The 14,114-nt window shown below is 67.7% G+C and carries 11 protein-coding genes and 2 pseudogenes; 8 read left to right on the top strand and 5 right to left on the bottom strand.

The window, feature by feature from the left end; genetic code table 11:
• The first annotated feature begins 53 nt into the window (after positions 1 to 53).
• The 3 genes from ACGFSB_RS36985 to ACGFSB_RS36975 all read left to right on the top strand — a co-directional run bounded on the left by ACGFSB_RS36985 (position 54) and on the right by ACGFSB_RS36975 (position 3,585).
• Entirely contained in the window at positions 54 to 2,594 is a 2,541-nt protein-coding gene (locus ACGFSB_RS36985) for an ATP-dependent Clp protease ATP-binding subunit (protein ID WP_393408844.1), read from the top strand.
• A 48-nt stretch (positions 2,595 to 2,642) separates the two neighbouring features.
• Positions 2,643 to 2,924 (top strand): hypothetical protein, encoded by a 282-nt coding sequence (locus tag ACGFSB_RS36980; RefSeq protein ID WP_393408841.1) that lies wholly within the window; start codon positions 2,643 to 2,645, stop codon positions 2,922 to 2,924.
• Positions 2,925 to 3,078: 154 nt separating this feature from the next.
• Complete coding sequence (locus tag ACGFSB_RS36975) at positions 3,079 to 3,585, top strand: GreA/GreB family elongation factor (RefSeq protein WP_393408838.1); 507 nt, start codon at positions 3,079 to 3,081, stop codon at positions 3,583 to 3,585.
• A gap of 229 nt (positions 3,586 to 3,814) precedes the next feature.
• Here the strand turns inward: ACGFSB_RS36975 and ACGFSB_RS36970 are convergent, their stop codons facing one another.
• The 3 genes from ACGFSB_RS36970 to ACGFSB_RS36960 form a co-directional block, all read right to left on the bottom strand.
• A complete protein-coding gene (locus tag ACGFSB_RS36970; RefSeq protein ID WP_393408834.1) occupies positions 3,815 to 4,744 on the bottom strand; it encodes a LysR family transcriptional regulator in 930 nt (309 codons plus the stop codon).
• 102 nt (positions 4,745 to 4,846) lie between these two features.
• Positions 4,847 to 5,683 (bottom strand): formate dehydrogenase accessory sulfurtransferase FdhD, encoded by an 837-nt coding sequence (fdhD, locus tag ACGFSB_RS36965; RefSeq protein WP_393408832.1) that lies wholly within the window; start codon positions 5,681 to 5,683, stop codon positions 4,847 to 4,849.
• A 298-nt stretch (positions 5,684 to 5,981) separates the two neighbouring features.
• Positions 5,982 to 8,273, bottom strand: a complete 2,292-nt coding sequence (locus tag ACGFSB_RS36960; protein WP_393408829.1) for an FdhF/YdeP family oxidoreductase — start codon at positions 8,271 to 8,273, stop codon at positions 5,982 to 5,984.
• A gap of 341 nt (positions 8,274 to 8,614) precedes the next feature.
• On the opposite strand from ACGFSB_RS36960, the pseudogene ACGFSB_RS36955 reads away from it, so the two are divergent.
• Positions 8,615 to 8,731, top strand: a pseudogene (locus ACGFSB_RS36955) (GTP 3',8-cyclase MoaA); the annotation flags it as partial.
• A gap of 31 nt (positions 8,732 to 8,762) precedes the next feature.
• Here the strand turns inward: ACGFSB_RS36955 and ACGFSB_RS36950 are convergent.
• Positions 8,763 to 11,075 carry an FdhF/YdeP family oxidoreductase gene (locus tag ACGFSB_RS36950; RefSeq protein WP_393408826.1) on the bottom strand — a complete coding sequence of 771 codons (2,313 nt, stop codon included), beginning with the start codon at positions 11,073 to 11,075 and terminating at the stop codon, positions 8,763 to 8,765.
• Between the two features lie 36 nt (positions 11,076 to 11,111).
• Between ACGFSB_RS36950 and ACGFSB_RS36945 the strand changes: the two genes are divergently transcribed.
• The 3 genes and pseudogenes from ACGFSB_RS36945 to ACGFSB_RS36935 form a co-directional block, all read left to right on the top strand.
• Entirely contained in the window at positions 11,112 to 11,267 is a 156-nt protein-coding gene (locus tag ACGFSB_RS36945) for a hypothetical protein (protein ID WP_393408823.1), read from the top strand.
• 49 nt (positions 11,268 to 11,316) lie between these two features.
• The gene (locus ACGFSB_RS36940; protein WP_393408820.1) at positions 11,317 to 11,736 is read left to right on the top strand and encodes a molybdopterin-binding protein; all 420 of its coding nucleotides are present in this window, start codon (positions 11,317 to 11,319) and stop codon (positions 11,734 to 11,736) included.
• 691 nt (positions 11,737 to 12,427) lie between these two features.
• Positions 12,428 to 12,655 (top strand): annotated as a pseudogene (locus ACGFSB_RS36935) (hypothetical protein); the annotation flags it as partial.
• 320 nt (positions 12,656 to 12,975) lie between these two features.
• Here the strand turns inward: ACGFSB_RS36935 and ACGFSB_RS36930 are convergent.
• The gene (locus ACGFSB_RS36930; protein WP_393408817.1) at positions 12,976 to 13,554 is read right to left on the bottom strand and encodes a TetR/AcrR family transcriptional regulator; all 579 of its coding nucleotides are present in this window, start codon (positions 13,552 to 13,554) and stop codon (positions 12,976 to 12,978) included.
• Between the two features lie 90 nt (positions 13,555 to 13,644).
• Between ACGFSB_RS36930 and ACGFSB_RS36925 the strand changes: the two genes are divergently transcribed.
• The gene (locus tag ACGFSB_RS36925; RefSeq protein WP_393408814.1) at positions 13,645 to 14,091 is read left to right on the top strand and encodes an anthrone oxygenase family protein; all 447 of its coding nucleotides are present in this window, start codon (positions 13,645 to 13,647) and stop codon (positions 14,089 to 14,091) included.
• The last annotated feature ends 23 nt before the right edge of the window (positions 14,092 to 14,114 follow it).

Raw genomic sequence — 14,114 nt, 5'->3', positions numbered from 1 at the left:
GCAGTGGACATCGCGATTCAGTGGGACAGATCCCCTCGGCTCCAGGAGTTTCCATGTCGATGTCTTTCGGTTCAGGGTTCGGTTCCGCTGACCCGTTCAGTGAAATGCTGAACCGGTTCTTCGGAATGTCGCCGGCATCATCACCGCCGGCCGTCCAGCGAGTTCCCATCGGACGGCTCCTGACGGAGTCATCGCAGGAACTCCTCAATCTGGCCGCACAACGAGCGGTCAAGGACGGAACCTCCGACCTCGACACGGAACACCTGCTGTGGGCCTCCACCCAGGTCGACCCCGCGCGAAAGCTGCTTTCCCAGGTTGGCGTGAACCCCGACAAGCTGGCATCGGAGGTCGCCGATGTCCTTCCGCAGGAGTCCGGTGAGCCGTCCGCGGAACCGGGACTCACACCGGCGGCCAAGCGCACTCTGGCAACCGCCTACGCCCACTCGCAGGCGGCCGGAGTCTCGTACATCGGACCCGAGCACATTCTCAGTGCGCTGCTTGACGACGCCGACTCCGGCGCCACTCGACTGCTGCGCGCGGAGGGCCTTGACCCGGACCGGCTGTCGGGCCTCGCGGACCAGGCGGCTCGTACGGACGGACTGCCGGCCGACGGCAAGAAGGAGAAGCCTGCCACGACCTTGGACGAGTTCGGGCGGGACCTGACGGAAGAGGCGAAGGCCGGAAAGCTCGACCCGGTGGTCGGGCGGGCCGAGGAGATCGAGCAGACCGTCGAGATCCTCTCCCGGCGCTCCAAGAACAACCCCGTACTCATCGGCGAGCCCGGCGTCGGCAAGACCGCCATCGTCGAGGGCCTGGCGCAGCGGATCGTGGCGGGCGAAGTCCCGGAGACGCTGAAGGACAAGAGGGTCGTTTCGCTCGACATGTCCGGCATGGTGGCCGGCGCTCAGTACCGCGGTCAGTTCGAGGAGCGGCTGAAGAAGGTCATCGAGGAAGTCCAGGCGGCCGGCGGCAACATCATCCTGTTCATCGACGAGCTCCACACCGTCGTGGGCGCGGGGGCGACCGGCGAGGGGGCGATGGACGCGGGCAACATGCTCAAGCCCGCTCTCGCGCGCGGTGAGCTCCACGTCGTCGGCGCGACGACCATCGACGAGTACCGCAAGCACATCGAGAAGGACGCCGCACTCGAGCGCCGCTTCCAGCCCGTGCTGATCCCGGAGCCGACCGTCGAGCAGACCGTGCAGATCCTGGAGGGGCTGCGGGACACGTACGAAGCCCATCACCAGGTCCGCTTCGCCGACGGCGCCCTGGCGGCTGCCGCGGAACTGTCCGACCGGTACATCAGCGACCGGTTCCTGCCCGACAAGGCGATCGACCTGATCGACCAGGCAGGTGCCCGCGTCCGCCTGCGCAGCGCGAGCCGTTCCACCGAGGTCATCGGCCGCGAGGACCGCATGGCCACACTGCGCCGCGAGCAGGCCCATGCCGTGGCCAGTGAGGACTTCGAGAAGGCCTCGGACTTCAAGAGGCAGATCGCCGAGCTCGAGGGCGAGATCGCGGGCATCGAGGAGCGGCGCGAGGGCGTCGTCTCCGTCACGGCGGCCGACATCGCCGACGTCGTCTCCCGCCGTACGGGCATCCCTGTCTCCCAACTCACCGCCAGCGAGAAGGAGAAGCTCCTCAGGCTCGAGGAGGAGATGCACGACAGGATCGTGGGCCAGGACGAAGCGGTCACCGCCGTCTCGGAGGCCGTGCGCCGCAACCGGGCGGGCATGGGCGACCCGAACCGGCCCGTCGGCTCGTTCCTCTTCCTGGGCCCCACCGGTGTCGGCAAGACCGAACTCGCCAAGACACTCGCCGAGTTGCTGTTCGGCGACGACGATCACATGACCCGCTTCGACATGAGTGAGTTCCAGGAGAAGCACACCGTCGCCCGGCTCGTCGGTGCCCCTCCCGGATACGTCGGCTACGAAGAGGCCGGCCAGCTCACGGAGAAGGTTCGCCGGCAGCCCTACAGCGTGGTGCTGTTCGACGAGGTGGAAAAGGCGCACCCCGATGTCTTCAACACACTGCTGCAGATCCTTGACGACGGACGACTCACGGACGGTCAGGGCCGCACGGTCGATTTCCGGCACTGTGTCGTCATCATGACGTCGAACATCGGCGCCCACCGGATTCTCGACCACAAGGGCGACGTGTCCGAGATCAGGGACGAGCTGATGGAGGAACTGCGGGCACGATTCCTGCCCGAATTCCTCAACCGCATCGACGACATCATTATCTTCCACAGCCTCACCGAAGAAGACCTGTCGCAGATCGTCGACCATCTCCTGAACCAGAGCGAGCATCGGGTGCACGCACAGGGCATGAAGCTGGAAGTCACCGAAGCGGCCAAGAAACTTCTCGTCGCCCACGGTCACCAGCCGGAATTCGGCGCCCGTCCGTTGCGGCGCACGATTCAGACCGAACTCGACAACCGAATTGCCTCACTATTGCTGGGCGGTGAGGTCGATCCGGGAGACACCATCGTCGCCGACGTGGTGAACGACACCCTCCACTGCACTGTACGCAAGGACGGTGCCGCGGAGCCCCCGGCCACCGAGGCGGATGAGACCACCGGCGCCAATCGGTAAGCACACCCGGGCGCATACGTGCCCGGGGCGTTCCATCAAGGAGGACACATGTCGGGTCACCACAAGCCCAACCGCGAAGTCGAAGGCAACCCGGACACGGACCACAGCCGAGGAATGCCCCTGCGACCCGATGAGGAACAGCTCGAGCGTCGTACGCGGGAAGACGAGCGAGAGGCGGGAATTCCCGTGGAGAACCGGGAGAGTTCCGAGGCGCAGTACGAGGAGGCGCAGTCCGAGGTCGACCGCGAAGTCGACCAGGGCGAGATGGCGACGGGCAAGAAGACCCGTGCGCAGCGTGAGGCCTTTCCGCCGAGTGACTACGAAAACTGATGGGAAGCCACCCGCACGCATCGGTGGGCCGTTTGACCTCGAGCTCCGGACCTCCTTGCAGGGAGGCCGCGGCAAGTGGACACACGGCCTCCCTTGCGCTTGTCGTCGACCGAACCGCCCCCATCCAGCCGCACGGCAGCGCACGGGAGCAGTGATGACCGGAGATCCCCAACCGATCAGCGCCACCGCACGCAGCGCGCTCGAGAAGGAACTCGCCGACCTGCGCTCCGAACGGAACGCGGATGCCGCGACGCTTCAGGACACCGCCGAAACGGGCGACCGCGCCGACCAGGCCGACGAGTTGCGGCGCCTGGCTGTGATCGGACGCCTCGACGACCGCATCACCGAGATCACCCTACGGCTCCGCCAGGCCGATGACGCGGGTCCGCCCTCGACCGACGAGGTTGGCATGGGCAGCTCTGTCACCGTGCGGTTCTCGGACGGCACGATGGGGACCGTCCAGATCGACGAGGTCGCGGAGCCGCTGGACCCGACGATGGTCACGTACGACAGCCCCATCGGCCGCGCGCTGCTCGGCCACCGCGCGGGCGACAGCGTCAGCTATGACGCCCCCGACGGGGAGGCGACGGTGACGATCGTGTCGCTGGGCGAGACCGGCGGTTCTGGAGCTCTGGGCCGGGATGTCGGAAGCGGCCAGTAGCCTCAGGCAGCATGGGTCTCGAGATCGATGTAGTGGTGAGTTACCCGGTCAACGATGAGGTGGAGCGGGTGCTCGGGTTGGCCGAGACGGTCGATGAGCCCGTCACTGTCACGTTCCTGTGGGAGGGGCGTGCAGAGGCCGAACGCACGGTGCTGGTGCCCGCGGCCACGCGGGTAGTTGACCCTTCAGTGTCCGATCGTGAAGCACCGGCCGCGCAGACGGCGAGAGTTCACTGGGGGAGCGGATCCCCCGGGAGGCGTTCCAGGACGGCGGCGACATCGGTGTGCCGGGCGGTCTCCGTGAGGGCGCGGGCCATGACCGACACCGGCTCCCGCGCGGTGACGACAAGGCCCATCGGCACCGTCCGGTCGGGCTCGACCATCGGTACGGCCCGCATACCGTGCGGGACGCCGAAGACATGCAGCCAGGTGTGCGGCACGATGCTGGCCCACTGGCCCGTGCGGACATGGGCGAACAGGGCGGCCACCGAATCGGTCTCGACCTGGGGCGAGGGCTGCAAGCCCGCCTCGGCGAACAACTCGTCGAGGACCTGGCGCCCTTGCATGGCCCCGGTCAGCAGGCACAGTGGCAGCCGGGATGCCTCCGCCCAGGTCGCCGCCGTCCGCTGAGCGAGGCCGTCGGCGACATTGGTCAGCAGCACATACCGCTCCTGATACAGCGGAACCGACTGGAAGGTGTCCGGGAGTGCCTTGTGCAGATAGGTAACCCCGGCGTCGACCTCGAAATTCTGCAGCTGCCGGAGAATGTCTTCCGACTGAAGGTCCGCTATCACTTCCACGGTGACCAGCGGGTGCGCCGCGCAGAAGGGGGCTGTCAGCAGTGAGACGGCACCGGACGCGGTCGGGACCGCGCCGATACGCAGCCTGCCGCTCAGACCGGTGCGCAGGGCGCCGACCTCGTCCTTGAGCGCGTCGCGGTCGGCCAGGATCCGCTGTGCCCGTACGACGATGCGTTCACCCTCGGGCGTGAGCCCTTCGTACTTCCGGCCGCGGCGGACCAGCGGTACGTCCAGCTCTTCCTCCAGTTTCCGGATGGCCTCCGACAGGGCGGGCTGGGAGACGTAGCAGGCCTGGGCGGCACGGGCGAAATGACGCTCCCGGGAGAGGGCCACCAGGTATTCGAGTTGGCGAAAGAGCACGTCAAGGGTTTACCGGAAGGAGAGTTGGAATGCCAGTTTGGGCGGGCAGGCCGTCGCTGATGCCGCCCGCTCGCTCACTCGCCACACGGTGGGCGGCTCCCCTCAGGCGACGGGCAGCGGTTGCAGGCGCTCGGTGCCGGTGTAGACGTTCATCGAGGCGCCGCGCAGGAAGCCGACCAGGGTCAGACCGTTCTCGTCGGCGAGGTCGGCGGCGAGCGAGGACGGGGCGGAAACGGCCGCCAGCATGGGAATTCCGGCCATCAGGGCCTTCTGCACCAGCTCGAAGGAGGCCCGGCCGCTCACCATCAGGACCGTCCCGCGCAACGGCAGCAGCCCCGACCGCAGGGCGTGGCCGACGACCTTGTCCACAGCGTTGTGCCGGCCGACGTCCTCGCGCAGGCACAGCATTTCGCCGTCGGCCGTGAAGAGACCGGCGGCGTGCAGACCACCGGTGCTGTCGAACACCCGCTGGGCGGCCCGCAGCCGTTCGGGGAGGGCCGCAAGATCCTTCGCTCCGACGCGCAGCGGGTCATCAGCGACGGACCACGCCGCCGAGGTGCGCACCGCGTCCAGGCTGGCCTTGCCGCACAGACCGCACGAGGACGTGGTGTAGAAGTTCCGCTCCAATGACGCGTCGGGAGCGGCCACTCCGGGGGCAAGACCGACATCCACGACGTTGTAGGTATTGCCGCCGTCGGCGGTCGCGCCCGCGCAGTAGCGGATCCCCGCCACTTCGTCGGCGGCGTGCAGCACGCCCTCACTCACCAGGAATCCGGCCGCGAGGTCGAAGTCGTCACCAGGCGTACGCATGGTCACGGTGAGCGCGCGCCCGCCGACCCTGATCTCCATCGGCTCCTCGGCGGCCAGGGTGTCGGGCCGGTGTGAGGTCACCCCGTCGCGAATGCGCAGCACCCGACGGCGAGCGGTCACGCGTCCCATGATGTTTCTCCTCTTCTCGGAGCTGTACTCCGACGGTATGACTGCGGCAGAGCGGCGGTGTTCCCACGCACTCAGGGCAGGCCCGCTGAAGACCGGTGCGTATCCCGGCACTTGGTTGGCCGCGAGCGGGGGCAGAACGACGTACGCCACGGTCGCGGCGCCGCAGACCGCGGGGGTGGACGAGGCAGGGCACCACCATCGGCGGCGGCGGACAGGGCCAGCGCGGGCCGGACCACGCGCCGCCTCCCGAACCGGTCGGCAGCCGCGCCGCCGGGCAGCAGACCGTGGTGAACGCGGCTCAGTGCGGGGTGCGGGCGGGGTCCAGGCGCACCACGACCGCCTTGGAGGTGGGGCAGTTGCTGAAGTCGGCGACGCTGTCCAGCGGGACCAGGACGTTGGTCTCGGGGTAGTAGGCCGCGGCGGAGCCCCGGCTTGCGGGGTAGGAGACGGCCCGGAAGTCTTCCGCGCGGCGTTCCTTCCCGTCGTGCCAGATGCTCACCAGGTCCACCATGTCGCCGTCGGCGACCCCCAACTCCGCCAGGTCGGCGGGGTTGACGAGCACGACCCGGCGGGCGTTGTGGATACCGCGGTAGCGGTCGTTGGGGGCGTACCAGACGGTGTTCCACTGGTCGTGCGAGCGCAGCGTCTGCAGCAGCAGATGCCCCTTGGGGACGTGCGGCATCGTGAACTCGTTGCAGGTGAAGACGGCCTTGCCGCTGGGCGTGGGGTAGCTGCCCTGGTTCACCGGGTTGGCCAGATGGAAACCGCCGGGCTCGGACACCCGGGCGTTGAAGTCCTCAAAGCCCGGTATGACACGCGAGATCCGGTCGCGGATGGTGTCGTAGTCCGCCTCGAAATCCTCCCAGGGCAGCGGCGGCGTCGCCCCCAGGGTCCGGCGCGCCAACCGGCTGATGATGGCCACCTCGCTGAGCAGCTGCGGGGAGGCCGGCGGCAGCTTCCCGCGGGAGGCGTGCACATCGCTCATCGAGTCCTCGACGGTGATGAACTGTTCGACGCCGTTCTGTACGTCCTTGTCGCTGCGCCCCAGCGTCGGCAGGATCAGCGCGGTGTCACCGCACACCGTGTGCGACCGGTTGAGCTTGGTGGAGATGTGCGCGGTGAGCCGGCACTTGCGCATCGCTTCCTCGGTGACCGCGCTGTCGGGGCTGGCGCGTACGAAGTTCCCGGCGACGCCGAGGAAGACCTTGGCACGGTCCTCGTACATGGCGCGGATGCCGTTCACCGCGTCCAGGCCGTGCCGCGCGGGCGGGGTGAAGCCGAACTCGCCCTCCAGAGCGTCCAGGAACTCCTTCGGCATCTGCTCCCAGACACCCATGGTGCGGTCGCCCTGGACGTTGCTGTGGCCGCGGACCGGGCACACACCCGCGCCGGGCTTGCCGATGTTGCCGCGCAGCATCAGGAAGTTGATGACTTCCCGGATGGAGGGAACCCCGTGCTTCTGCTGGGTCAGCCCCATCGCCCAGCACACGATGATCTTCTTGGCGCCCAGGACCCGGTCGAAGACCTGGCCGATCTCGTCGCGGGACAGCCCTGTCGCCTCGTGGACGTGATCCCAGGAGACCTTCCGCGTGTGCTCGGCGAACGAGGCGAAGCCGGTGGAATAGGTGTCGATGTACCGGTGGTCGAGGACAGTGTCCGGGGCGGCGTCCTCGGCTTCGAGCAGCATCCGGTTCAGAGCCTGGAACAGGGCCAGGTCGCCGCCGGCGCGGATGTGCAGGAACTGGTCGGCGATCGCTGTGCCCTTGCCGATCACACCGCGCGGCACCTGCGGGTTCTTGAAGCGCATCAGCCCTGCCTCGGGCAGCGTGTTGACCGCGACGACCTGGCCACCGTTGCGCTTGGTCTGCTCGAGCGCCGAGAGCATCCGCGGATGGTTGGTGCCCGGGTTCTGCCCCACGACGAAGATCAGGTCGGAGTAGTGGATGTCGTCGAGAGAGACGCTGCCCTTGCCGGTGCCCAGCGTTTCCTTCATCGCGAATCCGCTGGACTCGTGACACATGTTGGAGCAGTCCGGCAGGTTGTTGGTGCCGTAGGCGCGAGCGAACAACTGGAGGAGGAAGGCTGCCTCGTTGTTCAGCCGCCCCGAGACGTAGAAGAGGGCCTCGTCGGGGGAGGCCAGCGCCTTGAGCTCCTGGGCGAGCAGGCCGAACGCCTCGTTCCAGTCGATCGGCTCGTAGTGGGTCGCGCCGGGCCGCTTGACCATCGGTTCGGTCAGCCGTCCCTGCTGGTTGAGCCAGTAGTCGGACTTGCCGTCGAGCTCGGCGATGGAGTGCTCGCGGAAGAAGTCCCGGGTGACACGCCGTGAGGTGGCCTCGTCGGTGATGTGCTTGGCGCCGTTCTCGCAGTACTCGTTCAGGTGGCGCTTGCCCGCCGCGGGCTCGGGCCAGGCACATCCCGGGCAGTCGATACCCTTGGCCTGGTTGATGTTCAGGAGAGTCAGAGCCGTGCGCCGCACCGATGTCTGCTCCAGTGAGTACTGCAGCGCGTGAGTCACCGCGGGGACACCGGCCGCCCAGGTCTTGGGCGGGGTGACCGACAGTTCGTCGCTGGGGTCCTCGATGCTGCTCATGATCTGGTCTGCCTCTTTCTGCGATGCGCCTGTCGACGAGCCAGGGCGATGCGCCGAATATTCTCCTGCGTTGTGTGCGGCTATCCGAATTCAGCTGAACATTCGACGCCCGCTGCGGAAGCAGCCTCCGCCCGGCCAGGGGGAATGTCAAAGAGGCCTTTTCGATGACGTGATAGGTGCCGCTTATTGCTCAGCCACTCCCCGTCCGCCGGTCGGTGACCGTCCGGTTGCGGGAATCCATCTTTGACTTCCCCGAAGAATTCTCGGACAACGATCGGTGAGTAAATAGTTCGATTCCGCAGATCAATCGCAGATCAATCGGGGATCAAGAGGCTGAAGCTTTGGCGCGGCGGCGCACCCTCACCGATGACGAGGTCGTGCGCCTGGTCTGTATCGGTGCCCAGTGCCTGGGGATCAGAGAGGTCGGGGTGACCGGTGGTGAGCTGCTGCTGCCTGGCTGCCGTACGCAGAATCGGCCACCTGTCGTGATCAAGTGGCGGGATTGATGGTGACCTTGACGTGCTTCATGATCGGCTGGTCGCTCTGGGTGCTGTAGTCGATCAGCGCGCACAGGACGTTCATCTCGGGCATGTAGCCGGCCGCGCAGCCGCGGGGGATGTCGTAGGGGATGGCGAGGTAGCCGTTGAGATGGCGCGTGCTGCCGTCCTTGGCGGTGCTGGTGATGTCGACGGGGTCGAACTCGTCGATCCCGCGTTCGCGCATGTCGGCCGCGTTCATGAAGACGAGGGTGCGCAGGTTCTTGATGCCGCGGTACCGGTCGTTGTCGGAGTAGATGGTGGTGTTCCACTGGTCGTGGGATCGCATCGTGCCGAGCGCCAGGGTGCCGGGGGCGGGCACGACGTCGGGCAGGGGGGCCGAGGAGAACTCGGCCGCTCCGGACGGGGTGAGGAAGACCAGTTCGCGGGCGGGCTGCTTGATACGGAAGCCGAGGGGCAGGCGCACCCGGCGGTTGAAGTCCTCGAAGCCTTCGAGGGCCTGGGCCATGGTGTCGCGGATGCGGTCGTAGTCCTCGATGTACGACTCCCAGGGGGTGTCGCTGGAGGGCAGTGCGGCGCGGGCCAGGCCGGCGACGATCGCGGGCTCGGACAGCAGGTGCGACGATGCGGGGCGCTTCATGCCGACCGACAGGTGCACCATGCTCATCGAGTCCTCGACGGATGTGCTCTGGATGCCGCCCTGCTGATGGTCCTTCTCGGTACGGCCCAGGCACGGCAGGATGAGCGCCTGGCGTCCGTGCACGATGTGACTGCGGTTCAGCTTGGTGCTGACCTGGACGGTGAGTTCGCAGTTGCTCAGCGCCTGGTAGGTGTACGGGGTGTCGGGCGCTGCCAGGGCGAAGTTGCCGCCCATCCCGACGAACACCTTCACATCGCCGCGGTTCATCGCCTGGATGGTGCCGATGGTGTCCAGGCCGTGCGCGCGGGGCGGGTCGATCTTGCAGACCTCGGCGAGGCGGTCCAGGAATTCCGGGGACGGGCGGTGGTCGATGCCGCAGGTGCGGTTGCCCTGGACGTTGCTGTGTCCGCGGACGGGGGAGGGGCCCGCTCCTTCCCGGCCCAGATTGCCGCGCAGCAGAAGGAGGTTGACGATTTCCCGGACGGTGTCGACACCGTGCTCGTGCTGGGTGACGCCCAGGCACCAGCTCACGATGCTGCGGTCGGCATCGCGATAGACACGCGCCATCTTGAGGATGTCGTCACGGCCAACCCCGGACTGGAGCTCGATCTCCTCCCAGGGCGTGGCCTGGCAGAGGTCCCGGTACTCCTCGAAGCCCGAGGTGTGGCGGCTGATGAACTCCGGGTCCAGCGCCTTGGGATCGGTCTTGGACTGCTCCAGGATCGCCTTCGCCACACCGCGCATCAGGGCCATGTCGCCGCCGATGCGGGGCTGCACGTTCAGCGTGCTCGTCCTGGTCGTCTTGAACAGGGCCATGTCCATGATGTCGTGCGGGACGATGGTGCGGGTGGCGGCTGCCTCGACCAGGGGGTTGATGTGCACGATCTGGGCGCCGCGGTGGTAGGCCTCGGCGAGCGCGGTGAGCATCCGGGGTGCGTTGGAGGCCACGTTGACGCCCATGATGAACAGCGCGTCGGTGGCCTCCCAGTCCTTGAGGTCGACGGTGCCCTTGCCGGTGCCCAGTGCCGCCTGCAGTGCGCGGCCGCTGGCCTCGTGGCACATGTTGGAGCAGTCGGGCAGGTTGTTGGTGCCCAGTTCACGGGCCATCAGCTGGTAGAGGAAAGTCGCTTCGTTGCCGAGTCGGCCGGAGGTGTAGAAGGAGGCCTGGTTCGGACTGTCGAGGCCGCGCAGCGCGCGGCCGACCGTCGCGAAGGCGTCCTTCCAGCTGATGGGTACGTAGTGGTCCGACTCGGGGTCGTACCGCATCGGCTCGGTGAGCCGGCCCTGGTCCTCCAGGGCGAAGTCGCTCCACTTGGACAGCTCGCTCACCGAGTGTCCGGCGAAGAACGTCCGGTCGACGCGCTTGCGGGTCATCTCCCAGGTGACGTGCTTGATCCCGTTCTCGCAGATGTCGAGTTTGAGGCCCTTGGTGTCGTCCGGCCACGCGCATCCCGGACAGTCGAAGCCCGACTTCTCGTGGTTCATCTTCATGATGGCCCGGGGGCCGTCCACCAGCTCACGCTCGCGCAGCAAGAACCGGGTCACGCTCTTGGCGGCACCCCATCCGGCGGCGGGGTGGTGGTAAGGGTGGAACTCCGGCTCAGCCTCTGGCGTGGGACCCACTCTGTGCTCCAGCTGTCCCTGGTCCTCATTCGACGGGCTCAAGACCTTCACCCTTCCGCGACGCGAACGTGCGCTGCGATGGACAACGCTCTGGTCAGGCTAGATCTGGCGATCACGCCCTGCCACCCGATCCTCACAGCCCGCAGCCGGGTGGCGGCGTACTCCATCGTGGCACTCGCCGGTGGATCGGCCAGGTCGGTGGTGCGATTCCGTGTCTTCGCCATGGTCTCCTGAACGCGTTTGACTGGAATGCCCCCGATCGCACGAGGAGCAGAGGCGCCCCATGAGTCTGAGCATCCGCAACCAGCTCCCCGGCACCGTCACCTCCGTCAAGGAGGGTGCGGTCATGGCCATCGTGAAGCTCGAGCTGGTGGAGGGCCAGGAAATGACGGCGGCGGTCACGGCGGACGCGGTCAAGGAGCTCGGCATCGCGACCGGCAGCCAGGTCCGCGCCCTGGTGAAATCCACCGAGGTCGCGCTGGCCACCGGCCCCGTGTCCGGGCTGAGCATCCGCAACCGACTGCGGGGGACCGTCACGGGGATCACCGCGGGCGGCGCGATGGCGGGTGTCAGGGTAGCCGTCGACGGCGCCGAACTGACCTCGGCCATCACCGCAGAGTCGGCCGCGGAACTGGGTCTGGCGACCGGTTCTCAGGTGGTCGCGCTGATCAAGTCGACCGAGGTCTCACTGGAAGCCCCGTGACCAGCGGGGTGAGGCCTCGCGGTGCGATGAATCAGTGGCATGACGGGACGTGCTGGACGCTGGTCCGCTTGCGGAAGACCCAGTACGTCCTGCTCTGGTAGCGCAGCACGATCGGCATGAACACCACGGCGACGACGGTCATGACCCTTAAGGTGCAATGCGCGAACGAGTCGTGGGAGACCGCCAGCGACCAGCGACCAGCGGGCATCGAGGGCCGAGGGCATGACGTTGGGGGAACGGCGACAGGAACAGCATCGCCACCAAGGCCGCGATAGTCGCGCCCGCCTGGACGAAGCCCGGCTCGCCTGCCCTGACACCGCCTCAGCCTGCGACTTCGCTCGGGTCTTCGCCGAACTCGTCCGCAACCGCTGCGGCCACCTTCTCCTCGACCGGATCCGCCGGGCCGAGCAAGACGGCCCGAAACCCATCCGGGGCGTCTCCCTGTCGTGGTAATCCGCACCTCGCCCCCGTCCTCCTGGTAGCAGAGCTGATCACTCAGTTGCACGGTCCGCCCAGCCGTGCAGGCGCATTGCCATGGGCAGAGCGGCACAGGCGAAGCCGCCGTGCGGGCGCGCATGGCCTTCAAGGATGCCGAGGGAGCCGTCCCGCCCGTGCAGCCGAGGGATTGACCCAGGCCGCATGGCGGCCTGCCCGGTAAGAGCGGCCCCGTTTCCCGGAGGCGTCCGATATCGATGACCAGGACGAACGGAACGGACTGCACTGGAAGACCCGTGCCCTTGTCGAATGGGCTGCGGGGCGCTCGTTCGCCTGGGTCGACGACGAGGTCACGGATACTGATCGGGCCTGGGTCGCTGCCCATCATCAGGGGCAAGCCCTGCTCCATCGTGTCGATCCCCGCCGTGGCCTCGCTGACAGCGACTATGCGGCTCTCGAGTCGTGGCTGCGCCAGTCGGTCTGACGCAGTTGGAGAACATGAAGAGGCCACGGGAACGACTGGTGGCGCTGTGGGACTCGTCGGTTTGTTCTTTGGCTCTGGGCTGGTGCGGAGTGCTGGTTGTCTCTCCGGGTGGCGGTGTTGTCTTCCTGCGGAGGGGTGTTCTGTTGGGGGGTATCGGGTGGGCGTTGCAGTTTGCGGGGTGGGTGTGTCTGGGGTGCGGGGCCCGGCGGCCTGCGGCCGCGCGGTGTTCGCGGTGTGGGTGCGAGTGACCAGATGGGCCGCCTCCGGCAGGCAGTGGCGGGGCTCGGGGGCCCCGGCTGGATGCCTGCCGGGATGGTGTGTCAGACCATGGCGAGCCGGTTCACCAGCAGTTCCACCCTCAGCTCGGTGTCCTGCGGCGGCAGCCGGCCCGTCCGGGTCAGGGTCGCAATACCGTGCAGGGACGCCCAGAACACCTCGGTGAACAGCCCCGGGGCGACGCCGTCCCCGGCGACCTCGCCGAGGCACTCCAGCAGCGCGGCGAAAGCGTCCTTGAGAGGTTCCGGGGTGTCCTCCTGTGCGAACGCCAGGCCGCCGTCCAGCTGGAACATGGCGTCGTAGACCGCCGGGTTGCGTGCGGCGAAGTCGAGGTAGGTGCGCGCGAGGGCGGCGACCCGCTCGCGCGGGCTGTTCGCGCTGGGGGCCGAGGCCCGCACCGCCGCGGCCATCTCCGCGGCGCCCTCGAGGGCGACGGCGCCGATGATCTCCCGCTTGCCGCGGAAGTGGCTGTAGAGGACGGGCTGACTGTATTCGATGCGCTCGGCGAGCCGACGGGTGGTGACCGCGTCCCAGCCCTGCTGCTCGGCGAGTTCGCGGGCCGTCGCCACGATGAGGCGCTCACGCCCCGCCCGTTCACGCTGCTTGCGTTCCTGTACCGACATAGTTAGATCCTAGCAGCGCTAGACAAGCAAGCGGCAGCAGTACTAGCGTTGCCTCGACAGCTAGCAACACTAGATGCCGAGAGGGTCGTCATGTTCAACGCACTTGAGGTCGTCACCATCGTGGTCGTCGGCGTGATGGTGGGTGTGGAGTTCTCCGTCGCCTTCGTCATGAAACCGATCCTCGACGCACTCCCCGAGGACAGCGGCCAACTCGGCCACGCCCACGGGGGCCGGATGCTCGGCGCCGTGATGCCGTTCTGGTACATCGGCTCACTCGTCCTCGTCGCGGTCTGGGCCGTCGCCGGATGGCACCACGACGGCGCCGGCCTCGTCGTCACCGCCGGCGCGCTGCTCATCCTCAGCGTGGTCATGTCGCTCCTGCTGCTCGTCCCGATCAACAACCAGAACAAGACGTGGACCCCTGACAGCCGGCCCGCCGACTGGAAGCAGCAGATGAACCGCTGGGACCGCTACCACTACGTCCGTGTCGCCGTCATCATCGCCGCCTTCGCCCTGCTGGTCGCCGCCCTCACCTGAGTCCGCGCTCTCACCCGCCCGCT

The organism is Streptomyces sp. NPDC048441, from assembly GCF_043200235.1.
Taxonomy (GTDB): Bacteria; Actinomycetota; Actinomycetes; order Streptomycetales; family Streptomycetaceae; genus Streptomyces.
Note: the sequence above shows the minus strand (reverse complement) of the source record. Positions and strands in the feature narration are given on the sequence as shown.